This is a genomic window from Kitasatospora sp. NPDC002522, from assembly GCF_053595195.1.
This window is the reverse complement of record NZ_JBSFXE010000019.1, coordinates 108,706-134,667: the sequence shown is the minus strand read 5'-3', so window position 1 is coordinate 134,667 and position 25,962 is coordinate 108,706. Positions and strand designations below refer to the sequence as shown.

Below are 25,962 nucleotides of genomic sequence, written 5' to 3'. Positions count from 1 at the left end.
AGGGACTGAGCACCATGACTGACGCATTGAAGCGCCTCAGCGACGAAGGCGTGGCGATCTGGCTGGACGACCTCAGCCGGGAGCGGCTGAACACCGGCAACCTGGCCGAACTGGTCCAGGAGAAGCACGTCGTCGGCGTCACCACCAACCCGACCATCTTCCAGAAGGCGATCGGCGGCAACGGCGCCTACGCCGCCCAGCTGGAGGACCTCGCGGTGCGCAAGGTCACCACCGACGAGGCCGTCCGCATGATCACCACCTCCGACGTCCGGGACGCCGCCGACGTGCTGCGCCCGGTGTACGACGCCTCCAACGGCCGCGACGGCCGGGTCTCCATCGAGGTCGACCCGCGGCTGGCCCACCAGACCGCGCCGACCGTCGCCGAGGCCAAGCAGCTGTGGTGGCTGGTCGACCGCCCGAACGTGCTGATCAAGATCCCCGCCACCCTGGCCGGCCTGCCCGCGATCACCGCGGTCCTCGCCCGGGGCATCAGCGTGAACGTCACCCTGATCTTCTCGCTCGAGCGCTACAAGGCCGTCATCGACGCCCACCTCACCGGCCTGGAGCAGGCCAAGGCCGCCGGCCTCGACCTCTCCCAGATCGAGTCCGTCGCGTCCTTCTTCGTCTCCCGCGTGGACACCGAGATCGACAAGCGCCTCGACGCGATCGGCGGCGCCGCCCTCGACCTGCGCTCGAAGGCCGCCGTCGCCAACGCCCGCCTCGCCTACCAGGCCTACGAGGAGGTGTACGGCTCCGTCGACGGCGCCAAGCCCGCCTCCGCCCGCTGGCAGGCCCTGGAGGCGGCCGGCGCCAAGCCGCAGCGCCCGCTGTGGGCCTCCACCGGCGTCAAGGACCCCAAGCTCCCCGACACCCTGTACGTCACCGAGCTGGTCGCCCCCGGCACCGTCAACACCATGCCCGAGGCCACCCTGGACGCCACCGACGACCACGGCCAGATCACCGGCGACACCATCACCCCGAACTACGCCGACGCCCAGGCCGTCCTGGACGCCGTCGCCGCGGCCGGCGTCGACTACGACGACGTCGTCAAGGTGCTGGAGGAGGAGGGCGTGTCGAAGTTCGAGGTCTCCTGGACCGAACTGCTCGACACCGTCACCGCCGCGCTCGCCGCGCACGGCGCCAACTGACTCCCCCTGCTCACGATCTGACGCACGGAAAGCGGAGCACACCACAGTGAGCAACACTGAGCCGTACCCGGACGTGGTGGGTCCGGACCTGACCGAGGTCGACGCCCCCAGCCGGCCCGCCAACCCACTGCGCGACCCGGTCGACCGGCGCCTGCCGCGCATCGCCGGCCCGTCCGGGCTGGTGATCTTCGGCGTCACCGGCGACCTGTCGCGCAAGAAGCTGATGCCGGCCATCTACGACCTGGCCAACCGCGGCCTGCTGCCGCCGGGCTTCTCGCTGGTCGGCTTCGCCCGCCGCGAGTGGGAGGACGAGGACTTCGCCAACGAGGTCCACGACGCCGTCAAGGAGCACGCGCGGACGCCGTTCCGCGAGGAGGTCTGGCAGCAGCTCGCCAAGGGCATGCGGTTCGTCCAGGGCGACTTCGGCGACGACGAGGCCTTCGACACGCTGCGCCGCACGATCGAGGAACTCGACCAGGCGCAGGGCACCGGCGGCAACTTCGCGTTCTACCTCTCGGTGCCGCCGAAGTTCTTCCCGACCGTCGTCCAGCAGCTCAAGAAGCACGGGCTGGCCGACCCGCCGAAGGGCTCCTGGCGGCGCGCGGTGATCGAGAAGCCGTTCGGCCACGACCTGGCCAGCGCCCAGGAGTTGAACCGGATCGTGCACGAGGTCTTCCCTCGTGACGAGGTCTTCCGGATCGACCACTACCTGGGCAAGGAGACGGTCCAGAACATCCTGGCGCTGCGTTTCGCCAACCAGATGTTCGAGCCGATCTGGAACCGGTCGTACGTCGACCACGTGCAGATCACCATGGCCGAGGACATCGGCATCGGCGGCCGGGCCGGCTACTACGACGGCATCGGATCCGCCCGTGACGTGATCCAGAACCACCTGCTCCAGCTGATGGCGCTCACCGCCATCGAGGAGCCGGCGTCCTTCCACCCCAAGGCCCTGGTCGCCGAGAAGCTCAAGGTGCTCAGCGCCGTCAAGCTCCCCGCCGACCTGGGCCGGCACACCGTGCGCGGCCAGTACGCGGCGGGCTGGCAGGGCGGCGAGGAGGTGCTCGGCTACCTGGACGAGGACGGCATCAACCCCGAGTCCAAGACCGACACCTACGCGGCGATCAAGCTGGAGATCAACAACCGGCGCTGGGCGGGCGTCCCGTTCTACCTGCGCACCGGCAAGCGCCTGGGCCGCCGGGTCACCGAGATCGCGGTGGTCTTCCAGCGCGCCCCGTACCTGCCGTTCGACTCCTACGCCACCGAGGAGCTCGGCCAGAACGCCCTGGTGATCCGCGTCCAGCCGGACGAGGGCGTCACCGTGCGCTTCGGCTCGAAGGTCCCCGGCACCGCGCTGGAGGTCCGCGACGTCACCATGGACTTCGCCTACGGCGAGTCGTTCACCGAGTCCAGCCCCGAGGCGTACGAGCGCCTGATCCTGGACGTCCTGCTCGGCGACGCCAACCTCTTCCCGCGTCACCAGGAGGTCGAGCTGTCCTGGCAGATCCTCGACCCGATCGAGCAGTACTGGGACACCCACGGCAAGCCCGCGGAGTACCCGGCCGGTACCTGGGGCCCGGTCGAGGCGGACGAGATGCTCGCACGAGACGGCAGGAGCTGGCGCCGCCCATGAAGATCGACCTGACGGACACCACGTCCAGCAAGATCAACGCTGCCCTGATGGACGCCCGCCGGGCCAGCGGCTCCACCGCCGCCGGCATGGTGCTGACCCTGGTCATCGTGACCGACGAGGGCAGCGCCTACGACGCCCTCAAGGCCGCCAACGACGCCTCCCGCGAGCACCCCTCGCGGACCCTGGCCGTCATCAAGCGCGCCGGTCGCTCGCCCCGGGCCCGCGCCGAGACCCGGCTGGACGCCGAGATCCTGGTCGGCACCGACGCGGGCAGCGGCGAAACGGTCATCCTGCGGATGCACGGCGAACTCGCCGCGCACGCCCAGTCCGTGGTGCTGCCGCTGCTGCTGCCGGACGCCCCCGTGGTGGTCTGGTGGCCGGAGAACGCGCCGCTGCACCCGGCGCAGGACCCGCTCGGCGCGATCGCCCAGCGCCGGATCACCGACGCGGTCACCGCCGAGTCCCCGGTCGGCCAGCTCGCCCAGCGGGCCGCCAGCTACACCCCCGGCGACACCGACCTGGCCTGGACCCGGATCACCGGCTGGCGCTCGATGCTCGCCGCCGCGCTCGACCAGCGCGACGTCAAGATCATCTCCGCGGTGGTCGAGGGCGAGTCCTACAACCCCAGCGTCGAGCTGCTCGGCCTGTGGCTGCACAACCGGCTGCGGGTCCAGGTCGAACGGGTCGTCACCGGCGGACCCGGCATCACCTCGGTCACCCTGCGGACCAAGGACGGCGACATCGTCCTGGACCGTCCCGACGGCCTGCTCGGCACCCTCTCGATGCCCGGCGCGCCCGACCGGATGGTCGCCCTCAAGCGCCGCGACACCGCGGAGCTGATCGCCGAGGAACTGCGCCGCCTCGACCCCGACGACATCTACGCCAACGCCGTCCGCACCCCCGTGGACCGGCTGCGCGAACGGGTCGCCGGAGTCGAGCACGCGGGCCCCGGCGGCACCGTCGAGGCCGCCGTCGCCCCGCCGGTCCGGGTCACCGCCAAGGTCCCGGACACCGCCGAGGCCCCCGCCGCGCAGCAGGAGCCGGCTGCGGCTCCGAAGAAGGCACCGGCGAAGAAGTCCGCCACCGCCAAGAAGGCCGCCCCCCGCAAGCGGAGCGGCCAGTGAGCACCCGTCAGCTGATCGTCCACCGTGACAAGGAGCTGATGGCGCAGGCCGTCGCCGCCCGGCTGATCACCGCGATCGTCGACGCGCAGGCCGCCCGCGGCACCGCCTCGGTGGTGCTCACCGGCGGCCGCAACGGCAACGCCCTGCTCGACGCCGTCGCCGCCTCCCCGGCGCGCGACGCCGTCGACTGGGCGCGGGTCGACCTGTGGTGGGGCGACGAGCGCTACCTGGCGCACGACGACCCGGAACGCAACGCCGTCCAGGCCGCCGCGTTCCTGGACGCCGTGCGACCGCTGGGCGCCCGGGTGCACGAGATGCCCGCGGCGGACGGCCCCGACGGGCCGGACGTGGAGGCCGCCGCCGCACGCTACGCCGAGGAACTGGCAGCCGCCGCCGAACCCGGTCCGGGCCTGCCCGTCCCGGCCTTCGACGTGCTGCTGCTCGGCGTCGGCCCGGACACCCACGTCGCCTCGCTGTTCCCGCAGCACCCCGGCGTCCGGGAGACCGAACTGACCGTGATCGGCGTCCGCGGGGCCCCCAAGCCCCCGCCCGTCCGCATCTCGCTCACCCTCCCCGCGCTGCGCACCGCCCGGCAGACCTGGCTGCTCGCCGCCGGTGAGGACAAGGCCGACGCCGTCGCCCTCGCCCTCACCGACCCCGGCCCGCTCCAGGCTCCGGCCTCCGCGGCCGTCGGCACGGAGCGCACGCTGTGGCTCCTCGACGAGGCGGCGGCTTCCAAGTTGTCCTGACGCCGCGTCAGCCCCGGAAGGCCCGGACCCGTCCCACGGGTCCGGGCCTTCCTGCTACAACTCTCCTGTGGGGACGGAGAACAGCATCACCGGGGGCAGCATCGGGAGCGTCGTCCAGGCCGGCACCATCACCACCCTGGTCCAGGCCGGCCCGGCCAGCCTGCCCCGCCCTGCCGTCCGCCCCGCCGGGCTGCCGAGACGCGGCGTCTTCGTCGGCCGCGAGGAACTGCTCGGCGCGTTGCTCGACGCCCTGGGCGAGCCCGGCGAACCGCTCCTGGTCTCCGCGATCGCCGGACTCGGCGGCATCGGCAAGACCGCACTCGCCGTCGAGACCGCCCACCGCGCCGCCGACCGCTTCCCCGGCGGCGTCCTCTTCGTCGACCTGCACGGCTACGACGACCACCCCGTCACCGCCGAGCAGGCCCTCGACACCCTGCTGCGCGCCCTCGGCGAGGACGTCCCGCCCGGCCTCCCCGCCCGCGAACACCTCTACCGCTCCCGGCTCGCCGCCCTGGACGGCCCGCTGCTGCTGATCGCCGACAACGCCTCCTCCCCCGCCCAGGTCACCCCGCTGCTGCCCGGCGACCCGCGCCACCGCGTCCTGGTGACCAGCCGCCACCGGCTCGCCGACCGCACCCTGACCCCGCGTCACTTCCGGGTGGACGTGCTCAGAATGGCCGAATCCCGCACCCTGCTCACCCAACTCACCGGCATCGACGACGAGTTGCTCCCGGAGCTGGCCGAACTCTGCGGCCACCTCCCGCTCGCCCTGCGGATCACCGCCGCGCTGCTCACCGACCGCAGTCCCGCCGAGCTCGCCGGCGACCTCGCCGACGCCAGGGAACGCCTCACCGAACTCGACCACGGTCCCGACCTCGCCGTCCGCGCCGCGTTCGGCCTCTCCCACCGCCGCCTCACCCCCGCCGAAGCCCGCCTCTTCGCCCTCCTCGGCCTCCACCCCGGCCCCGACCTCCCACTGCCCGCCGTCAGCGCCCTCGCCGACCTCCCCGAACGCGACACCGCCCGACTCCTCCGCGCCCTCACCGGAGCCCACCTGCTGGATGTCGCCGACGGCCGCTACCGCTTCCACGACCTGGTGAAGCTGTACGCGTCCGAGCAGCCGGTGGACGACCCGGAGGCCGCCGTCCGACGACTGCTCGGGCACTACGACGCCCGGGCTGCGGACATCCGCTCCAGCCAGGGTGCGTCGGACGCCTGGCTCAAGTCCGAGGCAGCGAACCTGCCGGCCGTACTGCTGCGCGCCGACGAACTCGGCCTGGCCGACGCGGTGCCGGAGCTGTACGCGATCATCGTCGAGCAGACCTCGTGGATCACGCTCGAGACCATGTTCAGCTGTGCACTCCTTGCCGTGGTCATCGCCTGCACGGAGGCCCTCGCGATCCAGGTGGCGGCGACGACCCACCTGCCGCAGGAGGCGGGCCCCCGGTCCGACGCCACGCTGGACGGCATCCTGACTGCGCTGGAGTCGTCCGGAACGCACGCCGGGCCCGGCCCCGTGGCTGTCGGCTATCAGCCCCACCTGGCCCGGATCGCCACCCTGGTCGTCGAGTTGACCGAGGCCGCCAAGATCGTGACCGCAGCCTCGGCAGCCACCCTGCTCGATGCCGTCGACGCCCTGCTCGCCCGGCTGTTCACCGTGCAGGTCGCCGCCCAGGCCCTGGACGAGGCCCCGGCGGGCAGCGGGATCCACCTGTCGTTCGGCGAGGTCAACCGTCGCCTCGTCGAGGCGGTCGACAAGACGGCTCTCTACCGCCTCCTGCTCGCGGAACTCGCCGTGATCACCGAGACCCGTCGGTGGGAGGAGGTGTTCGCCCTGATCGACCTCATCGCGAAGGGCGCCACCGGAAACCGGTGACGCCCCTGCGTGGAAAGTCGTGCCTCAGATCTCGCCCCGGAGCTTCGCCAGGGCCTCGGCGAGGATCGCCTCGCCGTCGGCGTCGGTGCGGCGCTCGCGGACGTAGGCGAGGTGGGTCTTGTAGGGCTCGTTGCGGGCCGGGGCGGGCGGATTGTGCTCGTCCTGGCCGGCGGGGAAGCCGCAGCGGGGGCAGTCCCAGGTGTCGGGGATGGCTGCCTCTGCGGCGAAACTCGGGCGCGTCTCGTGCTTGTTGGCGCACCAGAAGGAGATGCGGTTGCGCGGGGCGGATTCGCCGCGCTCCGCCTCTCCCATCGGGCCGGCGCCGACTCTGCTGCCTCGGATCGCGTTGCCACTTGCCACGGTCTGACTCCCTGCGTGCTGGTGCCGTCCGGCCGCGGCTGGGCGGACGGTGGCGAAGTCGTCCTAGTGTAAGCGGGAGTTAAGGCTGTGCCACCATCGCCCGCCGACTGGTTTCAGCTCTTGTACTTGAGCAGCAGTCCGAGCACCACGATGCAGGCGAACCAGGCCACGCCGATGATGACGGTGATGCGGTCGAGGTTGCGCTCGGCCACCGCGGAACCGCCGCCGGTGGACATCGCGCCGCCACCGAACATGTCGGACAGACCGCCGCCCTTGCCCTTGTGGAGCAGGACCAGCATGATCATCAGCGAGCTGAGGATGATCAGAGCAATCTCGAACCCGAGAACCACGACGGGACCAACTCTCTCGTATCTTCGGCGAAGGGGCCGGGCCCGCTTCTCCGCGGTCCGGCCCCAAAGCCTACGTTGCTGTGGCGGCGTTAGCCTACTGCCTGCTCGCGGTAGCGCACGATCTTGACGAACTCGTCGGCGTCCAGGGAGGCGCCGCCGATCAGACCGCCGTCCACGTCGGGCTTGGCCATCAGGCCGGCCGCGGACGAGGACTTCACCGAACCGCCGTACAGGATACGGACCTTGGCGGCCAGGTCGGCGCTGTAGAGCTCGGCGAGGCGGGCCCGGATCGCGCCGCAGACCTCCTGCGCGTCCTCGGGGGTGGCGACCTCTCCGGTGCCGATCGCCCAGACCGGCTCGTACGCGACGACGATCTGCTCGGCCTCGGCGGCGGGGACGCCGTCCAGGGCGCCGTCCAGCTGCGCCAGGGTGAACTCGACCTGGGCGCCGGCCTTGCGGACGTCCAGCGGCTCGCCGATGCACAGGATCGGCACGACGCCGTTGCGGAAGGCGGCCTTCACCTTGGCGTTGACGATCTCCTCGTTCTCGCCGTGGTACTGGCGGCGCTCGGAGTGGCCGATCACCGCGTAGGCGCACTTCAGCTTCGCCAGCATCGGGCCCGACACCTCACCGGTGTAGGCGCCGCCGTCGTGCTGCGAGATGTCCTGCGAGCCGTACTTGATCTTCAGGCGGTCGCCGTCGACCAGGGTCTGCACCGAGCGCAGATCGGTGAACGGGACCAGGACCGCGACCTCGACGGCCTCGTAGTCCTTGTCGGCCAGCGCGAACGCCAGCTTCTGGGTGTGCTGGATGGCCTCGAGGTGGTTGAGGTTCATCTTCCAGTTGCCCGCCATCAGCGGGAGACGCTCAGTCATGTCTTTCTCAGTCCTCCAGGGCGGCGAGACCGGGAAGGGTCTTGCCCTCCAGGTACTCGAGGCTCGCGCCACCGCCGGTCGAGATGTGTCCGAACTTCGCCTCGTCGAAGCCGAGGGTGCGCACCGCCGCCGCCGAGTCGCCGCCGCCGACCACGGTGAAGGCGTCCGAGTCCAGCAGCGCCTGGGCGACCGCGCGGGTGCCGTCGGCGAACGCCGGGTGCTCGAAGACGCCCATCGGGCCGTTCCAGAAGACCGTCCGCGCGTCGGCGATCTTCTGCGCGAAGAGCTGCGCGGTCTTCGGGCCGATGTCCAGGCCGAGCGCGCCGTCCGGGATGGCGTCCACGTCGACGACCGCGTAGTCCGCCACCGGGGCACCGGTCTTGACGTCCGGGAAGCTGCCGGAGACCGCGGTGTCCAGCGGGATCACGAACTCCACGCCCTGCTCGGCGCCGCGCTTCAGGTAGTCCTGGACGACCGGGATCTGGTCCTCCTGCAGCAGCGAGGAGCCGACGCCGTGGCCCTGGGCCGCGATGAAGGTGTACATCATGCCGCCGCCGATCAGGATCCGGTCGGCCTTGCCGAGCAGGTTCTCGATCACGCCGACCTTGTCGGAGACCTTCGAGCCGCCGAGCACCACCACGTACGGGCGGGCGACGTCCTCGGTGAGGCGCTTGAGCACGCCGACCTCGGTGGCGATCAGGTCGCCCACCGCGTGCGGCAGGCGGGCCGGCAGGTCGTAGACCGAGGCGTGCTTGCGGTGCACCGCGCCGAAGCCGTCACCGACGTACAGGTCGGCGAGCGAGGCGAGTTCGTCGGCGAAGGCGCCGCGCGCGGCGTCGTCCTTGGAGGTCTCGCCCGCGTTGAAGCGCAGGTTCTCCAGCAGCGTGACCTCGCCGTCGCCCAGGGCGGCGACGGTGGCCTTCGCGCTGTCCCCGACGGTGTCGGTGGCGAAGGCCACCGGGCGGCCGAGGATCTCACCGAGGCGGACCGCCACCGGCGCGAGGGAGTACTGCGGCTCCGGCGCGCCCTTCGGACGGCCCAGGTGCGAGGCGACGACCACCCGCGCGCCGCGCTCGACCAGCTTGGCGATGGTCGGCGCGACGGCCCGGATCCGGCCGTCGTCGGTGATGGTGTCGCCGGACAGCGGCACGTTGAGGTCGGCGCGGACGAACACCCGCTTGCCGGAGACCTCCAGGTCTTCGATCGTCTTCACGGTCTTGCTCCTCAGGGGGTGGAACGGTGCGCAGACGGCGACACGACGGCGGGCCACCGGTTGGGTAGGACGGGACGAGGGTGGGCGCAGCGGCAGGGCCCGGCGGCGGTGACAGCCGTCCGGGCCCTGCCCCTTACGTCACGTCGACTACCGCTGGGGTCAGAGCTGCTCGCCGACCAGGGCGACCAGGTTGACGAGGCGGTTCGAGTAGCCGAACTCGTTGTCGTACCAGCCGAGCACCTTGACCTGGTTGCCCTGAACCATCGTCAGCTGCGAGTCGAAGATGCAGGAGTGCGGGTCGTTGACGATGTCCGAGGAGACGATCGGGTCCTCGGTGTAGGCCAGGATGCCCTTGAGCGGGCCCTCCTGCGCGGCCTTCTGGAAGGCGGCGTTGACCTCGTCCTTGGTGACCTCGCGCTCGAGGGTGACCACCAGGTCGGTGATCGAGCCGGTCGGGACCGGGACGCGCAGCGAGGTGCCGTCCAGCTTGCCCTTCAGCTCCGGCAGGACCAGGGCGGTGGCCTTCGCGGCACCGGTCGAGGTCGGGATGATGTTCTGCGAGGCGGCGCGGGCGCGACGCAGGTCCTTGTGCGGGAAGTCCAGGGTGACCTGGTCGTTGGTGAACGCGTGCACCGTGGTCATCAGACCCTTGACGATGCCGAAGTTCTCGTTCAGCACCTTCGCCATCGGCGCCACGCAGTTGGTGGTGCAGGAGGCGTTGGAGATGATGTCGTGCGCGGCCGCGTCGTACTTGTCGTCGTTGACGCCCAGGACGATGGTGATGTCCTCGTCGGTCGCGGGCGCCGAGATGATGACCTTCTTCGCACCGGCGGTGATGTGCTTCTTCGCAGCATCGGCCTTGGTGAAGATGCCGGTGGACTCGACGACGATGTCGGCGCCCAGGGCGGCCCAGGGAAGGTTGGCGGGGTCGCGTTCGGCGGTGACCTTGAAGGTGTGGCCGTCGACGGTGATGCTGTCCTCGGTGTGCGAGACCTCGCCGGGGAAGGTACCGAGAGTGGTGTCGTACTTGAGCAGGTGAGCCAGAGTCTTGGTGTCGGTCAGGTCGTTGACACCGACGATCTCGATGTCCGCGCCCTGGGACTTGACCGCACGGAAGAAGTTACGGCCGATGCGGCCGAACCCGTTGATGCCTACCCGGATCGTCACGAACCGATCTCCTCTTAGGTACGCCGGGCCGGAGCCCGACGGGGGTGAAATTTGGGTTGTCCCCGACCACTGCTGACCCTACCTCCCCCAAGTGTCGCAAGGCACATCGCCTCACCGGTAGGGCGCAATGGCCCGGGCGCAGCAAAGGGGCGTGCGGAGTTGGCCGCGGCGGCTTGCCGCGACCCGCTCCGCACGCCCCTCGGGCGGCGCCACGGGACGGTTGACGACCCGTCAGTTCAGGGCCATCTCCTCGGTCAGGTTGGCCTCGGTGTTGGGCAGGCCGAGTTCGGCGGCCCGCTTGTCGGCCATCGCCAGCAGGCGGCGGATCCGGCCCGCGACCGCGTCCTTGGTCAGCGGCGGGTCGGCGAGCGCGCCGAGCTCCTCCAGCGAGGCCTGCTTGTGCTGCATGCGCAGCGCGCCGGCCGCCGCCAGGTGCTCGGGCACCTCGTCGCCGAGGATCTCCAGCGCCCGCTGCACCCGGGCGCCGGCCGCGACCGCGGCGCGGGCCGAGCGGCGCAGGTTGGCGTCGTCGAAGTTGGCCAGCCGGTTGGCGGTGGCGCGCACCTCGCGGCGCATCCGCCGCTCCTCCCAGGCCAGCACCGACTCGTGCGCGCCGAGCCGGGTGAGCAGCGCGCCGATCGCGTCGCCGTCGCGGATCACCACCCGGTCGACGCCGCGCACCTCGCGGGCCTTGGCCGGGATGCCCAGCCGGCGGGCCGCGCCGACCAGGGCGAGCGCCGCCTCCGAACCGGGGCAGGTGATCTCCAGCGAGGAGGAGCGCCCCGGCTCGGTGAGCGAGCCGTGCGCCAGGAACGCGCCGCGCCAGGCCGCCTCCGCGTCGCAGGTCGCCCCGGACACCACCGCCGGGGGCAGTCCCCGGATCGGCCGTCCGCGTCCGTCCACCAGCCCGGTCTGCCGGGCCAGCAACTCGCCGTCCTTCACCACCCGCACCACGTACCGGCTGCCGCGTCGCAGACCGCCGGGGGCCATCACCACCAGATCCGAGGAGTGTCCGAAGATCTCCAGGAGGTCCTTGCGCAGCCGCCGTGCCGCAATGCCGGTGTCCAGCTCCGCCTCGATCACGATGCGGCCGCTCACAATGTGCAGTCCGCCCGCAAAACGCAGGATCGCCGAGACCTCCGCCTTGCGGCAGCAGGCACGGGTGACGGGAAGTCGGGAGATCTCGTCTTTCACCGCTGCCGTCATCGCCATGGGCCGATCCTTCCATGAGTCCGGAAAATCCGGTCGTACGCCGCGGCCAAGAGCTCCGGGTCGTGTCGCGGCGTGCCGTCGGCCCGGGCCACCGAACCGAGCACCAGTGCGGCGCCCATCCGCTCGGCGGCCTGCTCCAGGCCGGCCAGGTCGGCGACCCCGAAGGCGCCGCCGGTGACGGCGCGCTCATCCACCAGGATCGCATCCACCACCAGCTGCGGAGCGTGGTCGGCGATCACCTCCAGGTGGCGCTGCGGGGTGAAGCCCTCGGTCTCGCCGGGCTGCGGCGCCAGGTTGAGGGTCAGCAGCCGGCGGGCCCGGGTCTCGGTGAGCGCCTTGGCCAGCTCGGGGACCAGCAGGTGCGGCAGCACGCTGGTGAACCAGGAGCCGGGGCCGAGCACCACCCAGTCCGCCTCCAGCACCGCCTGCACCGCGTCCGGGACGGCCGGCGGCTCGTCCGGCACCAGCCGGATCGACTGCACGGTGCCGGGCGTCACGGCGACCGCGGCCTGGCCGCGCACCGCCGTGACCTCGGCGGGCCGGGCCGGGTCGTGGCCGCGGACCTGCGCCTCGATGTCCAGCGGGACGGCCGACATCGGCAGCACCCGGCCCTGCACGTTCAGCAGCCGGCCGACCCAGTTCAGCGCCTCCACCGGGTCGCCGAGCTTCTCCCACAGCGCCACGATCAGCAGGTTGCCGACCGCGTGGCCGCCGAGCTCGCCGTTCCCGGTGAAGCGCTGCTGGATCACCTCGGACCAGGTGCGGCCCCAGTCGTCGTCGCCGCACAGCGCGGCCAGCGCCTTGCGCAGGTCGCCGGGCGGCAGCACGCCGAGCTCGGCGCGCAGCCGCCCGCTGGAACCGCCGTCGTCGGCGACGGTGACCACCGCGGTCAGCTCGGTGGTCAGCCGGCGCAGCGCGGACAGCGAGGCGGACAGGCCCTGCCCGCCGCCCAGCGCGGCGATCCTGGGGGCCTTGCGCCGGGACTTCTGGGAGGCCCGCTCGGCAGGTCTGGCCTGGAGCTGCTGCCGCGCTGGCACGTATCCCGTCACGCCGACCCCATGTTCCTGTCTCGTGCTCAGCCGGGCGGCGCGGGGACGAGGTGCTCCGCGGCCGTCACTCCCGGCCCATGTCGCGGTGGACCAGCACCGTCTCGACGCCGTCCGCGATCAGACGCTTCGTCAGCTGCTCGGACATCGCCACGCTGCGGTGCTTGCCACCGGTGCAGCCTACGGCAAGCGTCATGTAGCGCTTGCCCTCGCGCCGGTAACCCTCGGTGATGATCCGCATCAGCTCGGCGTAGCCGTCCAGGAACTCCTGCGCCCCGGGCTGCTGGAAGACGTACTCTGCCACGTCCGGGTCGGTTCCGGTACGGGCCCGCAGCTCGGGCACCCAGTGCGGGTTCGGCAGGAAGCGGCAGTCCACCACCAGGTCGGCGTCGACCGGCAGGCCGTACTTGAAGCCGAAGGACATCACGGTGGCCCGCAGCTCCGGCTCGTCGTTGCCGGAGAACTGGGCGTCCAGCTTGGCGCGCAGCTGGTGCACGTTGAGGTTGGAGGTGTCGACCACCAGGTCGGCCTCGCCGCGCAGCTCGCGCAGCAGCTCCCGCTCCTGGGCGATGCCGTCGACGATCCGGCCGTCGCCCTGCAGCGGGTGCGGGCGGCGGACGTTCTCGAAGCGGCGCACCAGCGCCTCGTCGGAGGAGTCCAGGAAGACCACGCGCAGCCGCACGCCGCGCTTCTCCAACTCCTCCAGCGAGGTCAGCAGGTCGTCGAAGAACGACCGGCCGCGGACGTCGACCACGGCGCCGATCCGCGGCACCGAGCCCTGCGAGCGGGCCCCCAGGTCGACCATGGTCGGGATCAGCGCCGGCGGCAGGTTGTCCACCACGAACCAGCCGAGGTCCTCCAGGCACTTGGCGGCGGTGGACCGGCCGGCTCCGGACATGCCGGAGATGATCACCAGCTCGGGGACGGTCTCTCCCCCGTTGGACACTGTCACGTCTGTTCCCCGCTTCTCGGTGCCACTGTGGCGGTGCTGTCATCGATGATCTCGCCGGTCGCGGTGTTGACCGCGAATGCGGCAGGTGTACGGGAGGCCAAGGCTGCGGCAACAGTCTCCGCGGTCCGGCGCCCGATCCCGGGAACCTCGCACAGCTCGTCGACCGTGGCCGCGCGCAGCTTCTTCAGTGAACCGAAGTGCTTCAGCAGGGCCCGGCGGCGAGTCTCTCCAAGGCCGGGGACGGAGTCCAGCTCCCCCGCCGTGAGCCGCTTGGAGCGCTTGGTGCGCTGGTAGGAGATGGCGAAACGGTGCGCCTCGTCGCGCACCCGCTGCAACAGGTAGAGGCCCTCGCTGGAGCGCGGCAGCACCACCGGGTCGTCCTGCCCGGGCAGCCACACCTCCTCCAGCCGCTTGGCCAGGCCGCACACCGCGACGTCGTCGATGCCCAGTTCGTCCAGGGCCCGCTGGGCGGCCGCGACCTGCGGCTGCCCGCCGTCGACCACCAGCAGCTGCGGCGGGTAGGCGAAGCGCCTCGGGCGGCCGTCATCGGTGCGGCCGGTCCCGTCGGTCGGCGCCCCGTCGTCCTCCGGTCCCTCCTCGGGGACCGCCCACTCGCCGGTCTGCTCGCGCTCCTGCAGGTAACGGCGGAACCGGCGGGTGATCACCTCGTGCATCGAGCGGACGTCGTCCTGGCCCTCGAAGCCGCGGATCTGGAAGCGCCGGTACTCGCTCTTGCGGGCCAGGCCGTCCTCGAAGACCACCATCGAGGCGACCACGTCCTCGCCCTGCAGGTGCGAGATGTCGAAGCACTCGATCCGCAGCGGCACCGAGTCCAGCTCCAGCGCGTCGGTGATCTCCTGCAGCGCCCGGCTACGGGTCGTCAGGTCCGAGGCCCGCTTGGTCTTGTGCAGCGCCAGCGCTTGCAGCGCGTTGCGCTGCACGGTCTCCATCAGGTCCTTCTTGTCGCCGCGCTGCGGCACCCGCAGGTCGACGTGGGCGCCGCGCAGCCCGCTCAGCCACTCCCGGGCCGCCTCGCCCGGCAGCGCCGGGACCAGCACCTCGCGCGGCACCTGCTCGGTGCCCGCGCCGTACAGCTGCTGCAGGGCGTGCTCCACCAGCCCGGCGGTGTCCACGTCCTCGACCTTGTCGGTCACCCAGCCGCGCTGGCCGCGGACCCGGCCGCCGCGGACGTGGAAGATCTGCACCGCGGCCTCGAGTTCGTCCTCGGCCAGCGCGAGCAGGTCCGCGTCGGTGCCGTCGGCCAGCACCACCGCGTTCTTCTCCATCGCCCGCTTCAGCGCCCCGAGGTCGTCGCGCAGCCGGGCCGCCTTCTCGTACTCCATGTCGGCCGCGGCGTCCTGCATCTGCTGCTCCAGGCGGCGCAGGTAGTTGCCCGTCCGGCCGGCCATGAAGTCGCAGAACTCCTCGGCGAGTTCGCGGTGCTCGTCGGCGGTGACCCGGCCCACGCAGGGCGCCGCGCACTTGCCGATGTACCCCAGCAGGCAGGGCCGGCCGACCTGTTGGGCCCGCTTGAACACGCCGTTGGAGCACGTCCGCACCGGGAACACCCGCAGCAGCAGGTCCACCGTCTCGCGGATCGCCCAGGCGTGCCCGTACGGGCCGAAGTAGCGCACGCCCTTGCGGTGCGCGCCACGCATCACCTGGACCCGGGGGAACTCCTCGCCCAGGGTGACCGCCAGCTCCGGGTAGCTCTTGTCGTCCCGGTACTTGACGTTGAACCGCGGGTCGAACTCCTTGATCCAGGAGTACTCCAGCTGCAGCGCCTCGACCTCGGTCGACACCACGGTCCACTCCACCGAGGCGGCGGTCGTCACCATGGTCGCGGTGCGCGGGTGCAGGTTGGCGACGTCCTGGAAGTACGAGGAGAGCCGGGGCCGCAGGCTCTTCGCCTTGCCCACGTAGATGACCCGACCGTGCGCGTCGCGGAACTTGTACACCCCGGGAGAGACCGGGATCGCCCCCGGCGCCGGACGGTAGGTGGACGGGTCTGCCATAGCCCTACCGTACCGACTGCCACCGACACTCCGCGGCGACCACCGTCAGCTGGACGGCTCCGGCCGGGTGGCGGCGGCCAGGTGGGCCTTGAGGTCGGCGTTCTCCGCTTCCAGGGCGATGATGCGCTTGCGCGCGAAGTACAGCTCCAGGACGGCGTCCTGGAACTCCAGGACCAGTTCCTCGGGCGTCAGTTGCACGTCTCCCCCCGCCGCGTCACGCCGAGGCGAGCTGGGTGACGGTGCCGTTCGAGCCGCGCCAGTACAGCGCCCCGCCCTGCGCGTACAGCGCGCCGCCGCCGGCGGTGGAATCGACGGAGGTCGGCGCGGTGGCCGTGTTGCCGACCCGCACCACGCCCTCCACCAGCAGGCCCGCCGCGGCGCCGGGCCGCTGCACGATGTGCACCTGGGCGCGCGGGGTGGCGGCGCGGTCGATGCCGATGCCGATCAGGCCGGTGCCGCGGACGATGAAGTCGTCCAGGCCGGTGTTGTTGCGCAGCGCGATCAGACTGCCCCTGGTCGGGCCGGTGGTCGCGGTCAGGTAGATGCCCTGGGCGGCGGTGCCGGAGGTCTGCAGGTCGATGGAGAGGGCGGCGGCGTTCTGGTCGGAGCCGTCGGCGTAGCCCTTGTGCGCGATCTTGAGGGTGCCGCGGCCCTTCTCGGTGCCGGACAGGTACATCGCCGAGGTGTCCGGGTTGTCCGAGGCGACGTTCAGCGCGACGCCGCCGCCGGACGTGCCGGCCTGGTAGACCACCAGCGCGTGCGCGTCGCTGTTGGCCGGGTTGGTCGGGTTGTTCGCCATCGACGCCGTCTTGAAGAACGCCGCCTGCCCGTCCTGCCCGTTGCCGTAGAAGCTCTGCGCGTTGACCTGCCCGTCGAACACCGTCACCGGCGTCGCCGCGGCGGCGCTGTCCGCACCGCCGACCGCCACGGTCACCGCCCCCGCGGTGAACCCGCCCAGGAACAACCGTCGATCCATCCCCGACTCCCCCGCCCTCGAACTCTTCTGACGCCGCCTCAGGCCTTGGTGACCTGGAGCTTCCCGTTCTGCACCGCCACCTGGTACGCGGGCAGCGGCTTCGGCGCCGGACCGTCCTGGACGGCGCCGTCCGCGATCCCGAACCGGCTGCCGTGGCAAAGGCACTGGATCTGGCTGTTGCGCACCCCGTCGACCAGGCAGCCGGCGTGCGTGCAGGTCGCGCTGAACGCCTTGAACTGCCCCTCGCTGGGCTGCGTCACCACGATCTTCTGGTCGCGGTACACCTTGCCCCCGCCGACCGGCACGTCGGACGCGGCGCCCAGGTCGACCGGACCCGCGGCGGGCGACGATGCCTGGCTCGTACCGCCGCCCCCGCCGGACGACGAGCACCCCGCGACGGCCGTCCCGCCGGCCAGGACGGCGGCGGCGCAGCACAGCACGGTACGACGGGAGGCGACGGGCTCGGACACGTGAACTCCTTTGGCGCGGGGGACGGCGCGAGCAACCTAGCACGCACCGCCCCCACGCCCCGGGGCTTCGGTCCTACCGCTTCTTCCGCTTCACCGGCGTCGCGTCCGACACGTCCTTCAGGATGTCCCGGAGGAACTTGCCGGTGTGGCTGACCGTGGAGGCCGCGACCTCCTCGGGCGTGCCCTCGATGACCACCGTGCCGCCGCCGGAACCGCCCTCGGGGCCCATGTCGACCAGCCAGTCGGCGGTCTTGATGACGTCGAGGTTGTGCTCGATGACGATGACGGTGTTGCCCTTGTCGACCAGGCCCTCCAGGACCTTGATCAGCTTGCTGATGTCCTCGAAGTGCAGGCCGGTGGTGGGCTCGTCGAGGACGTAGACCGTGCGGCCGGTGGAGCGCTTCTGCAGCTCGGAGGAGAGCTTGACGCGCTGGGCCTCGCCGCCGGAGAGGGTGGTGGCGGGCTGGCCGAGCCGGACGTAGCCGAGGCCGACCTCCTTGAGCGTCCTCAGGTGGCGGGCGATCGCCGGGACGGCCTCGAAGAAGTCGAGGCCCTCCTCGATCGGCATGTCGAGCACCTCGGCGATGGACTTGCCCTTGTAGTGGACCTCCAGCGTCTCCCGGTTGTAGCGGGCGCCGTGGCAGACCTCGCAGGGGACGTAGACGTCCGGCAGGAAGTTCATCTCGATCTTGATGGTGCCGTCGCCGGAGCAGTTCTCGCAGCGGCCGCCCTTGACGTTGAACGAGAACCGGCCCGGCAGGTAGCCGCGGACCTTGGCCTCCTGGGTCTCCGCGAAGAGCTTGCGCACGTGGTCGAAGACGCCGGTGTAGGTGGCCGGGTTGGAGCGCGGGGTGCGGCCGATCGGCGACTGGTCGACGTGCACCACCTTGTCGACCAGGTCGGTGCCGGTGATCCGGGTGTGCCGGCCGGGGACGCTGCGAGCGCCGTTCAGCTCGCGGGCGAGGTGGGTGTAGAGGATGTCGTTGACCAGCGTCGACTTGCCCGAACCGGAGACGCCCGTGATGGCCGTGAAGGTGCCGAGCGGGAAGGCGACCGTGACGTCCTTGAGGTTGTGCTCCCGCGCCCCGTGCACCACGATCTGCCGTTTCTTGTCGCGCGGGCGGCGCGCGGCGGGGATCGGGATGGCGCGCTTGCCGGACAGGTACTGGCCGGTGAGCGACTCCTCGTTCTTCAGCAGCTCCTTGAGCGAGCCGGAGTGCACCACCTTGCCGCCGTGCTCGCCGGCACCGGGGCCGATGTCGACCACCCAGTCGGCGGTCTTGATGGTGTCCTCGTCGTGCTCGACCACGATCAGGGTGTTGCCGATGTCCCGCAGCCGGACCAGGGTCTCGATCAGGCGATGGTTGTCGCGCTGGTGCAGGCCGATGGAGGGCTCGTCCAGCACGTAGAGCACGCCGACCAGGCCGGAGCCGATCTGGGTGGCGAGCCGGATGCGCTGGGCCTCGCCGCCGGAGAGCGTGCCGGCGGCGCGGTTCAGCGACAGGTAGTCGAGGCCGACGTCGACCAGGAAGCGCAGCCGCTCCAGGACCTCCTTGAGGACCCGCTCGGCGATCTGCTTGTCCCGCGCGTCGAGCCGCAGGGCGCCCAGGAAGTCCGCGCAGTCGCTGATCGACATCGCGGAGACGTCGGCGATCGACTTGTCCATCACGGTGACCGCGAGGACGACGGGCTTCAGCCGGGTGCCGTGGCAGGTCGGGCAGGGCACCTCCCGCATGTACCCCTCGAAGCGCTCGCGGCTGGAGTCGCTCTCCGACTCCGAGTGACGGCGCGTCACGAACGGGACGGCGCCCTCGAAGGCGGTGGTGTACGAGCGCTCGCGGCCGTAGCGGTTGCGGTAGCGGACCTCGACCTGGGTCTTGTGGCCGTACAGCAGCGCCTTCCGGGCGCGCGCGGGCAGCCCGGCCCAGGCGATGTCGGTGCGGAAGCCGAGCTCGCCGGCCAGCGCGTCGATCAGGCGCTGGAAGTACTCCTTGGTGGCGCCCTGCGACCACGGGTGGATGGCGCCCTCGTCGAGCGACTTCTGATCGTCGGGGACGACCAGCTCCGGGTCGACCTCCATCCGGTTGCCCAGGCCCGAGCAGTCCGGACAGGCGCCGAACGGCGAGTTGAAGGAGAACGAGCGCGGCTCCAACTCCTCGAAGGAGACGTCGTCGTACGGGCAGTAGAGGTGCTCGGAGAACATCCGCTCGCGCTCGGGGTCGTCCTCCGCGAGGTCGACGAAGTCGAGCACCACCATGCCGCCGCCCAGCTTGAGCGCGGTCTCCACCGAGTCGGTGAGCCTGCGCTTGGCGCTCGCCTTCACGGTGAGGCGGTCGATGACCACCTCGATGGTGTGCTTCTCCTGCTTCTTGAGCGTGGGCGGCTCGGTGAGCTGGACGGTCTGGCCGTCCACCCGGGCGCGCGCGTACCCCTTGGACTGCAGGTCGGCGAAGAGGTCGACGAACTCGCCCTTGCGCTCGCGGACCACCGGGCTGAGCACCTGGAACCGGGTGCCCTCGGCGAGCTCCAGCACCCGGTCCACGATGGCCTGCGGCGACTGCCGGGCGATCGGGCGCCCGCAGTGCGGGCAGTGCGGCTTGCCGATCCGGGAGAACAGCAGGCGCAGGTAGTCGTACACCTCGGTGATGGTGCCGACGGTGGAGCGCGGGTTGCGGTTGGTGGACTTCTGGTCGATCGAGACGGCCGGGGAGAGGCCCTCGATGAAGTCCACGTCGGGCTTGTCCATCTGCCCGAGGAACTGGCGGGCGTACGAGGAGAGCGACTCGACGTACCGGCGCTGCCCCTCGGCGAAGATCGTGTCGAAGGCCAGCGAGGACTTGCCGGACCCGGAGAGGCCCGTGAAGACGATGAGGGAATCCCGGGGCAGGTCGAGCGAGACGTTCTTGAGGTTGTGCTCGCGTGCACCACGGACGACGAGGCGGTCTGCCACTGCTTCTGGCGCCTTTCTCCGGGTCGAGATGAGAGGTGTGCTTCTTCCAGGATGCGGCAGCCAGCCTACTAGCTCATTCGTTCGAATATCGAGCTCGTCCAGCCGGGTCCACCCGGACGAGTGAACGGCACCCGCACTCGACGGTAGCGTCAACGACTGACAACCGGCCCGGGCAACGGCCCACCCCACCGGGAACCGCCCGGAACCGGTCCACCGCTCGTCGAAAGGCACCGCCGATGACCGACGCCACGACCGCCGCCGAGGGGCTGCGGGCCACCGTCGAGAGCACCGACCTGCTGCTGCACACCGTCGCCGAGCTGAAGCCGGAGGCGCTGTTCGAACCGTCCGCGCTGCCCGGCTGGACCCGCGGCCACGTGCTCACCCACCTCGCCCGCAACGCCGACTCGCTGGTCAACCTGCTGACCGGCGCCCGCACCGGCCGGGACATCCCGCAGTACGACCCGCCGGAGTCCCGGGACGCCGACATCGAGGCGGGCGCCGGCCGCCCGCTGGAGGAACAGCTGGCCGACCTCAAGGAGAGCCAGCGCCGCTTCCTGGACGCCGGCGCGCTGCTCGCCCCCGAGCACTGGCAGGCCCGGATCACCCACCGCACCGGCTACGTCTTCCCCGCCTGGGAGATCCCCTACAAGCGGCTGATGGAGCTTGAGTACCACCACGTCGACCTGAACGCGGGCTACACCCCGGCGCACTGGCCGGAGTCCTTCGCCACCGCCGAGTTCCGGCGGCTGGCCGACCGGTTCGCCGCGCTCGACGGACTGCCGGGCACCGTGCTGGTCGCCGAGGACGCCGGGCTGGAGGGCCGGCTCGGCGGCGAGCAGGCCGTGCAGCTCACCGTGGAGGGCCCGGTTCGGGCGCTGACCGGCTGGCTGTCCGGCCGTTCGAACGGCGACGGTCTGCAGGTGCACCGCGGCGACGAGGGCCTGGTCGACCCGCGCAGCGCGCTGCCGAAGCTCCCCCCGATGGGATGATGACCACGGCAGCAGTTGCACACCTGGCCCAGCGGCAGCGAGGAGCGGCGCGATGACGTACCACGGAGCGGTCAAGGTCGGCGGGGCACCGGACGTCCGCGAGCTGGCGCACCTGATCATCACCAAGGTGGCGGTCGGCCCGTACGACAACAACGCCTACCTGCTGCGCTGCCGGGCCACCGACGAGCAGCTGCTGATCGACGCGGCGGCGGACGCCCCGGTGCTGCTGGAGACGGTCGGCCCGCGGCTGGCCGTGGTGGTCACCACCCACCGGCACCACGACCACTGGGGCGCGCTCGCCGAGGTGGTCGCCGCGACCGGGGCGCGCACCGCGGCCGGGCGGATCGACGCCGAGGGCATCGAGGTGCCGACCGACGTCCCGCTGGAGGACGGCTCGGTGCTCCGGGTCGGCCACGTCGAGCTGACGGTGCGCCACCTGGTGGGCCACACCCCGGGCGCGATCGTGCTGGTCTACGACGACCCGCAGGGCCACCCGCACCTGTTCACCGGCGACTGCCTCTTCCCCGGCGGGGTGGGCAACACCTGGGGCGACCCGGCCGCCTTCGACTCGCTGTTCCGGGACGTCAACGAAAAGGTCTTCGACGTCCTCCCGGACGAGACCTGGGTCTACCCCGGCCACGGCAACGACACCACCCTGGGCGCCGAGCGCCCGCACCTGCCGGAGTGGCGCGAGCGCGGCTGGTGAGGACGCGTGAGGCCCCCGCCGCGGCGTACCCGGCGGGGGCCCTCACGGTGCGTCAGGCGTCGATCCTCGCCGGCTCCTCGGCCTGCTCCCGCTGCTTGCGGGCGGCGACCAGGCTGGTGACGGTGGTGACCGCCAGGGTCAGCCCGATGAAGGCCAGCGAGAAGGCGATGCTGATCTCGGGGACGTGCACGCCGCTCTCGTGCAGCGCGTGCAGGATCAGCTTCAGCCCGATGAAGCCCAGGATCACCGACAGGCCGTACGAGAGGTGGACCAGCTTCTTCAGCAGTCCGCCGATCAGGAAGTACAGCTGCCGCAGGCCCATCAGCGCGAAGGCGTTGGCGGTGAAGACGATGTACGGGTCCTGGGTGAGACCGAAGATGGCCGGGATCGAGTCCAGCGCGAACAGCACGTCGGTGGTGCCGATCGCCAGCATCACGATCAGCATCGGGGTGACCAGCCGGCGGCCGTTCTCCCGGATGAAGAGCTTGGTGCCGTGGTACCGGTCGGTGGAGGGGACGCGCTGCTGGATCGCCTTGAGCAGGCGGTTCTCCTCGAACTCCTCGTCCTCCTCCTCGGCCCGCGCCTCCTTGATCAGCTTCCAGGCCGTCCAGACCAGGAACGCGCCGAAGAGGTAAAACACCCAGGAGAAGCTGGCGACCAGCGCCGCGCCGCCCGCGATGAAGACCGCCCGCAGCACCAGGGCGATGATCACGCCGAACATCAGCACCCGCTGCTGGTAGATCCTCGGCACCGCGAACTTGCCCATGATCAGGATGAACACGAACAGGTTGTCGACGCTGAGCGACTTCTCGGTGACGTAGCCGGCGAAGAACTCGCCGGCCGGCTTCCCGCCGCCGTACCACCAGAGGAATCCACCGAACAGTCCGGCCAGCGCGATCCAGACCGCGGTCCAGATCCCGGCCTCCTTGACGGAGACCTCGTGCGGCTTGCGGCCGCCGATGAAGAAATCGGCCGCGATCAACGCGACCAGCACCGCGATGGTGCCGGTCCAAAGGCCCACGGAAACGTCCACTACTGCTCCTCCGGCAGGTAGGCGAACAACATCGTCACTGCCGGAGGTCTCTTCCGCCGCACGGCACGCGAAAGTGCCCGTACGGCCAGCGCCCCGGGACGCCACGATGGGCGCCCGTGATGACGGGGTCGCTGTACGGGGAATACTCCCCTCCGCTCCTGTCGAGGTTAACAGAAGAACCAAGGGAAGGTAAAGAAGGTAAAGGGCGGCCCTTTACCCGGGGCCCAGGGCCGGAGGGGTCGCCTACAGGAACGGCTCCACGAAGGGCAGCATGTCCCGGAAGGTCCGGCCGCTGGCGGGGGCGCCGATCGCGGTCATCTGCCAGCCCGCGCCGTCCCGGACCACCTTGGCCATGATCTGGCCGGTGTGCGGTCCGCCGCCGGTGAGCTCGTAGCGGGCCAGCTCCCGGCCGGTGGTCTCGTCGACCAGCCGGCAGTGCGCGTTCTGCACCTCCAGGAAGTTCTGGCCGCTGTACGAGCTGACGGTGAAGACGATCTGGGTGACCCGGGCGGGCACCTTCGACAGGTCGACCATGATCGACTCGTCGTCCCCGCCCGCGCCGGCCCCGCCGACCAGGTTGTCGCCGGTGTGGCGGACCGAACCGTCGTTGCTGAGCAGGTGCGAGAAGAAGACCACGTCGCTCATCACCTTGCCGTCGTACAGCAGGGCGGAGGCGTCCAGGTCGATCTCCTTCGGGCGGCGGCTGAACAGGCCGCGCTTGCCCGGTGCGGACTTCCATCCGAGGCCCATCCGGACCACCGTCAGCGTCTCGCCGGTGGACTTCATCAGGCTGACGCTCTGACCCTTGGCCAGATTCACGGACACGCTTCCGACCTCTTCCTCCGGGTCCCCCCGGTGTCTCCCCGAACGGTCGCCCCCGAAGCGTCTGCCCCGACGCCGACCGCGAACACCCTACGCCCCGGGCCCGCCGCCCCGGGGGCGGGGCGGCGAGTCTGTGGCAGAACCACGACAGTCGGACGGGCGGATCAGGCCATCCCGGCTTCCCGCATCTGGCGCAGCTCGCGCTTGAGCTCCTTGACCTCGTCGCGCAGCCGGGCCGCCACCTCGAACTGCAGCTCGGCCGCGGCGGAGTGCATCCGGTCCGTCATGTCCTGGATCAGCGAGGCGAGTTCGGCCGCGGGCAGGCTCTTGGCGGGCTTGCGGTCGATGCCCAGCGCGGGGACCGGCGCCTTGCCCTTGCCCTGGGCGCGGTAACCGGTGGCGAGCAGCTCCTGGGTGTCCACGTCCTCGGAGGACATGGTGGAGAGCAGGTCGCCGATCTTCTTGCGCAGCGGCTGCGGGTCGATGCCGTGCTTCTCGTTGTACGCCTGCTGGACGGCCCGGCGGCGGTTGGTCTCGTCGATCGCGAGCTCCATCGCCGGGGTGATCTTGTCGGCGTACATGTGCACCTGGCCGGAGACGTTACGGGCGGCGCGGCCGATGGTCTGGATCAGCGAGGTGCCGGAGCGCAGGAAGCCCTCCTTGTCGGCGTCCAGGATCGCCACCAGCGAGACCTCGGGCAGGTCGAGGCCCTCGCGGAGCAGGTTGATGCCGACCAGCACGTCGTACTCGCCGGCCCGCAGTTCGCGCAGCAGCTCGATCCGGCGCAGCGTGTCGACGTCGCTGTGCAGGTAGCGGACCCGGATGTCGAGGCCGAGGAAGTAGTCGGTGAGGTCCTCGGCCATCTTCTTGGTGAGCGTGGTGACCAGGACCCGCTCGTCCTTCTCCACCCGCTGCCGGATCTCGTGCACCAGGTCGTCGATCTGGCCCTCGGTGGGCTTGACGACCACCTCGGGGTCGATCAGGCCGGTGGGGCGGATGATCTGCTCCACCTGGCCGTCGCCGCGGGCGAGTTCGTACTTGCCGGGGGTGGCGGAGAGGTAGACGGTCTGGCCGATCCGCTCCTGGAACTCCTCCCACTTCAGCGGGCGGTTGTCCATCGCCGAGGGCAGCCGGAACCCGTGCTCGACCAGGGTGCGCTTGCGCGAGGCGTCGCCCTCGTACATCGCGCCGATCTGCGGGACCGTCACGTGCGACTCGTCGATGACCAGCAGGAAGTCCTCGGGGAAGTAGTCGAGCAGGGTGTTCGGCGGGGAGCCGGGCGAGCGGCCGTCGAAGTGCATCGAGTAGTTCTCCACGCCGGAGCAGGTGCCGATCTGGCGGAGCATCTCGATGTCGTAGGTGGTGCGCATGCGCAGCCGCTGGGCCTCCAGTAGCTTGCCCTGCTTCTCCATCCGGGCCAGGGTCTGCTCCAGCTCGGCCTCGATGTCGCGCACCGCGCGCTCCATCCGCTCCGGGCCGGCCACGTAGTGCGAGGCGGGGAAGACGTAGATCGACTCGTCCTCGCTGATCACCTCGCCGGTCAGCGGGTGCAGCGTGTAGAGCGCCTCGATCTCGTCGCCGAACATCTCGATCCGGACGGCGAGTTCCTCGTAGACCGGGAAGATCTCGATGGTGTCGCCGCGGACCCGGAAGGTGCCGCGGGTGAAGGCCAGGTCGTTGCGGGTGTACTGGATGTCGACGAAGCGGCGGAGCAGCGCGTCCCGGTCGACCTCCTCGCCGACCTTGAGCTGCACCATCCGGTCCACGTACTCCTGCGGGGTGCCGAGGCCGTAGATGCAGGAGACCGAGGCGACCACGATCACGTCGCGCCGGGTCAGCAGGCTGTTGGTGGCGGAGTGGCGCAGCCGCTCGACCTCCTCGTTGATCGAGGAGTCCTTCTCGATGTAGGTGTCGGTCTGCGGGACGTACGCCTCGGGCTGGTAGTAGTCGTAGTACGAGACGAAGTACTCGACCGCGTTGTTGGGCAGCAGCTCGCGGAACTCGTTGGCCAGCTGGGCGGCCAGCGTCTTGTTCGGGGCCATCACCAGGGTGGGCCGCTGCAGCTTCTCGATCATCCACGCCGTGGTGGCCGACTTGCCGGTGCCGGTCGCGCCGAGCAGGACGACGTCCTTCTCCCCCGCGCGGATCCGGCGCTCCAGCTCGGCGATGGCCGCCGGCTGGTCACCATTGGGCTGGAAGGGACTGACGACCTCGAAGGGCGCCACGGACCGCTCGATACTCGTGATGGGACGCACGAGTCCACGGTACGACCGCCCACCGACACTCGGCGGCGCCC

23 protein-coding genes are annotated in these 25,962 nt (G+C 71.1%); 7 read left to right on the top strand and 16 right to left on the bottom strand.

Annotated features, from left to right (window positions below; translation table 11 throughout):
• The first annotated feature begins 14 nt into the window (after nucleotides 1–14).
• The 5 genes from tal (at nucleotide 15) to ACWD4U_RS18460 (ending at nucleotide 6,530) form a co-directional block, all read left to right on the top strand.
• Nucleotides 15–1,148, top strand: coding sequence for a transaldolase (gene tal, locus ACWD4U_RS18480; RefSeq protein WP_363452703.1), 1,134 nt, complete (start codon nucleotides 15–17; stop codon nucleotides 1,146–1,148).
• Between the two features lie 88 nt (nucleotides 1,149–1,236).
• Nucleotides 1,237–2,781, top strand: a complete 1,545-nt coding sequence (gene zwf, locus ACWD4U_RS18475) for a glucose-6-phosphate dehydrogenase (protein WP_363452896.1) — start codon at nucleotides 1,237–1,239, stop codon at nucleotides 2,779–2,781.
• Entirely contained in the window at nucleotides 2,778–3,905 is a 1,128-nt protein-coding gene (opcA, locus tag ACWD4U_RS18470; protein ID WP_363452705.1) for a glucose-6-phosphate dehydrogenase assembly protein OpcA, read from the top strand. Before zwf ends, opcA begins: the two co-directional genes overlap by 4 nt.
• Nucleotides 3,902–4,654, top strand: a complete 753-nt coding sequence (pgl, locus tag ACWD4U_RS18465; protein WP_363452707.1) for a 6-phosphogluconolactonase — start codon at nucleotides 3,902–3,904, stop codon at nucleotides 4,652–4,654. Before opcA ends, pgl begins: the two co-directional genes overlap by 4 nt.
• Nucleotides 4,655–4,721: 67 nt before the next feature.
• Nucleotides 4,722–6,530, top strand: a complete 1,809-nt coding sequence (locus ACWD4U_RS18460; RefSeq protein ID WP_363452709.1) for a hypothetical protein — start codon at nucleotides 4,722–4,724, stop codon at nucleotides 6,528–6,530.
• A gap of 24 nt (nucleotides 6,531–6,554) precedes the next feature.
• On the opposite strand, the gene ACWD4U_RS18455 is transcribed toward ACWD4U_RS18460, so the two are convergent.
• From ACWD4U_RS18455 to uvrA, 13 genes are all read right to left on the bottom strand, one after another.
• Nucleotides 6,555–6,842 (bottom strand): RNA polymerase-binding protein RbpA, encoded by a 288-nt coding sequence (locus ACWD4U_RS18455; RefSeq protein ID WP_014138616.1) that lies wholly within the window; start codon nucleotides 6,840–6,842, stop codon nucleotides 6,555–6,557.
• A 161-nt stretch (nucleotides 6,843–7,003) separates the two neighbouring features.
• Nucleotides 7,004–7,240: a preprotein translocase subunit SecG gene (secG, locus tag ACWD4U_RS18450; RefSeq protein WP_363452711.1), complete on the bottom strand. Its 237-nt coding sequence runs from the start codon at nucleotides 7,238–7,240 to the stop codon at nucleotides 7,004–7,006.
• 89 nt (nucleotides 7,241–7,329) lie between these two features.
• The gene (gene tpiA / locus ACWD4U_RS18445) at nucleotides 7,330–8,115 is read right to left on the bottom strand and encodes a triose-phosphate isomerase (protein ID WP_363452713.1); all 786 of its coding nucleotides are present in this window, start codon (nucleotides 8,113–8,115) and stop codon (nucleotides 7,330–7,332) included.
• Nucleotides 8,116–8,122: 7 nt separating this feature from the next.
• Nucleotides 8,123–9,328 (bottom strand): phosphoglycerate kinase, encoded by a 1,206-nt coding sequence (locus ACWD4U_RS18440; protein ID WP_363452715.1) that lies wholly within the window; start codon nucleotides 9,326–9,328, stop codon nucleotides 8,123–8,125.
• Between the two features lie 159 nt (nucleotides 9,329–9,487).
• Nucleotides 9,488–10,495: a type I glyceraldehyde-3-phosphate dehydrogenase gene (gene gap / locus ACWD4U_RS18435; protein ID WP_363452717.1), complete on the bottom strand. Its 1,008-nt coding sequence runs from the start codon at nucleotides 10,493–10,495 to the stop codon at nucleotides 9,488–9,490.
• A 231-nt stretch (nucleotides 10,496–10,726) separates the two neighbouring features.
• The gene (gene whiA, locus ACWD4U_RS18430; RefSeq protein ID WP_363452719.1) at nucleotides 10,727–11,707 is read right to left on the bottom strand and encodes a DNA-binding protein WhiA; all 981 of its coding nucleotides are present in this window, start codon (nucleotides 11,705–11,707) and stop codon (nucleotides 10,727–10,729) included.
• On the bottom strand, nucleotides 11,698–12,756 hold the full coding sequence (locus ACWD4U_RS18425) for a gluconeogenesis factor YvcK family protein (RefSeq protein ID WP_449787229.1): 1,059 nt from the start codon (nucleotides 12,754–12,756) through the stop codon (nucleotides 11,698–11,700). The genes whiA and ACWD4U_RS18425 overlap by 10 nt, the downstream gene beginning before the upstream one ends.
• A 64-nt stretch (nucleotides 12,757–12,820) precedes the next feature.
• Nucleotides 12,821–13,699 (bottom strand): RNase adapter RapZ, encoded by an 879-nt coding sequence (gene rapZ, locus ACWD4U_RS18420; protein ID WP_363452901.1) that lies wholly within the window; start codon nucleotides 13,697–13,699, stop codon nucleotides 12,821–12,823.
• A 2-nt stretch (nucleotides 13,700–13,701) separates the two neighbouring features.
• On the bottom strand, nucleotides 13,702–15,720 hold the full coding sequence (gene uvrC / locus ACWD4U_RS18415) for an excinuclease ABC subunit UvrC (RefSeq protein ID WP_363452721.1): 2,019 nt from the start codon (nucleotides 15,718–15,720) through the stop codon (nucleotides 13,702–13,704).
• A gap of 45 nt (nucleotides 15,721–15,765) precedes the next feature.
• Nucleotides 15,766–15,918, bottom strand: coding sequence for a hypothetical protein (locus ACWD4U_RS18410; protein ID WP_363452722.1), 153 nt, complete (start codon nucleotides 15,916–15,918; stop codon nucleotides 15,766–15,768).
• 16 nt (nucleotides 15,919–15,934) lie between these two features.
• Complete coding sequence (locus ACWD4U_RS18405; protein ID WP_363452723.1) at nucleotides 15,935–16,696, bottom strand: hyaluronoglucosaminidase; 762 nt, start codon at nucleotides 16,694–16,696, stop codon at nucleotides 15,935–15,937.
• 38 nt (nucleotides 16,697–16,734) lie between these two features.
• Nucleotides 16,735–17,166 carry a Rieske (2Fe-2S) protein gene (locus ACWD4U_RS18400; RefSeq protein ID WP_363452724.1) on the bottom strand — a complete coding sequence of 144 codons (432 nt, stop codon included), beginning with the start codon at nucleotides 17,164–17,166 and terminating at the stop codon, nucleotides 16,735–16,737.
• A 73-nt stretch (nucleotides 17,167–17,239) separates the two neighbouring features.
• Entirely contained in the window at nucleotides 17,240–20,116 is a 2,877-nt protein-coding gene (gene uvrA, locus ACWD4U_RS18395) for an excinuclease ABC subunit UvrA (protein ID WP_363452726.1), read from the bottom strand.
• Nucleotides 20,117–20,352: 236 nt separating this feature from the next.
• Here uvrA and ACWD4U_RS18390 point away from each other — a divergent pair, with 236 nt between their 5' ends.
• Nucleotides 20,353–21,105, top strand: coding sequence for a maleylpyruvate isomerase family mycothiol-dependent enzyme (locus tag ACWD4U_RS18390; protein ID WP_363452728.1), 753 nt, complete (start codon nucleotides 20,353–20,355; stop codon nucleotides 21,103–21,105).
• A gap of 52 nt (nucleotides 21,106–21,157) precedes the next feature.
• Nucleotides 21,158–21,811, top strand: coding sequence for an MBL fold metallo-hydrolase (locus ACWD4U_RS18385; RefSeq protein ID WP_363452730.1), 654 nt, complete (start codon nucleotides 21,158–21,160; stop codon nucleotides 21,809–21,811).
• 52 nt (nucleotides 21,812–21,863) lie between these two features.
• On the opposite strand, the gene ACWD4U_RS18380 is transcribed toward ACWD4U_RS18385, so the two are convergent.
• The 3 genes from ACWD4U_RS18380 to uvrB all read right to left on the bottom strand — a co-directional run bounded on the left by ACWD4U_RS18380 (nucleotide 21,864) and on the right by uvrB (nucleotide 25,921).
• On the bottom strand, nucleotides 21,864–22,844 hold the full coding sequence (locus tag ACWD4U_RS18380) for a TerC family protein (RefSeq protein WP_363452732.1): 981 nt from the start codon (nucleotides 22,842–22,844) through the stop codon (nucleotides 21,864–21,866).
• 243 nt (nucleotides 22,845–23,087) lie between these two features.
• Nucleotides 23,088–23,669 carry a TerD family protein gene (locus tag ACWD4U_RS18375; protein WP_363452734.1) on the bottom strand — a complete coding sequence of 194 codons (582 nt, stop codon included), beginning with the start codon at nucleotides 23,667–23,669 and terminating at the stop codon, nucleotides 23,088–23,090.
• A gap of 161 nt (nucleotides 23,670–23,830) precedes the next feature.
• On the bottom strand, nucleotides 23,831–25,921 hold the full coding sequence (uvrB, locus tag ACWD4U_RS18370; protein WP_363452736.1) for an excinuclease ABC subunit UvrB: 2,091 nt from the start codon (nucleotides 25,919–25,921) through the stop codon (nucleotides 23,831–23,833).
• Nucleotides 25,922–25,962 lie beyond the last annotated feature (41 nt).

What these genes read in the sequence shown, in the direction of transcription:
- tal (WP_363452703.1), top strand. Translation starts at nt 15, where the DNA reads ATGACTGACGCATTGAAGCGCCTCAGCGACGAAGGCGTGGCGATCTGG.
- ACWD4U_RS18455 (WP_014138616.1), bottom strand. Translation starts at nt 6,842, where the DNA reads ATGGGAGAGGCGGAGCGCGGCGAATCCGCCCCGCGCAACCGCATCTCC.
- ACWD4U_RS18390 (WP_363452728.1), top strand. Translation starts at nt 20,353, where the DNA reads ATGACCGACGCCACGACCGCCGCCGAGGGGCTGCGGGCCACCGTCGAG.
- ACWD4U_RS18385 (WP_363452730.1), top strand. Translation starts at nt 21,158, where the DNA reads ATGACGTACCACGGAGCGGTCAAGGTCGGCGGGGCACCGGACGTCCGC.
- opcA (WP_363452705.1), top strand. Translation starts at nt 2,778, where the DNA reads ATGAAGATCGACCTGACGGACACCACGTCCAGCAAGATCAACGCTGCC.
- tpiA (WP_363452713.1), bottom strand. Translation starts at nt 8,115, where the DNA reads ATGACTGAGCGTCTCCCGCTGATGGCGGGCAACTGGAAGATGAACCTC.
- ACWD4U_RS18405 (WP_363452723.1), bottom strand. Translation starts at nt 16,696, where the DNA reads ATGGATCGACGGTTGTTCCTGGGCGGGTTCACCGCGGGGGCGGTGACC.
- whiA (WP_363452719.1), bottom strand. Translation starts at nt 11,707, where the DNA reads ATGGCGATGACGGCAGCGGTGAAAGACGAGATCTCCCGACTTCCCGTC.
- uvrC (WP_363452721.1), bottom strand. Translation starts at nt 15,720, where the DNA reads ATGGCAGACCCGTCCACCTACCGTCCGGCGCCGGGGGCGATCCCGGTC.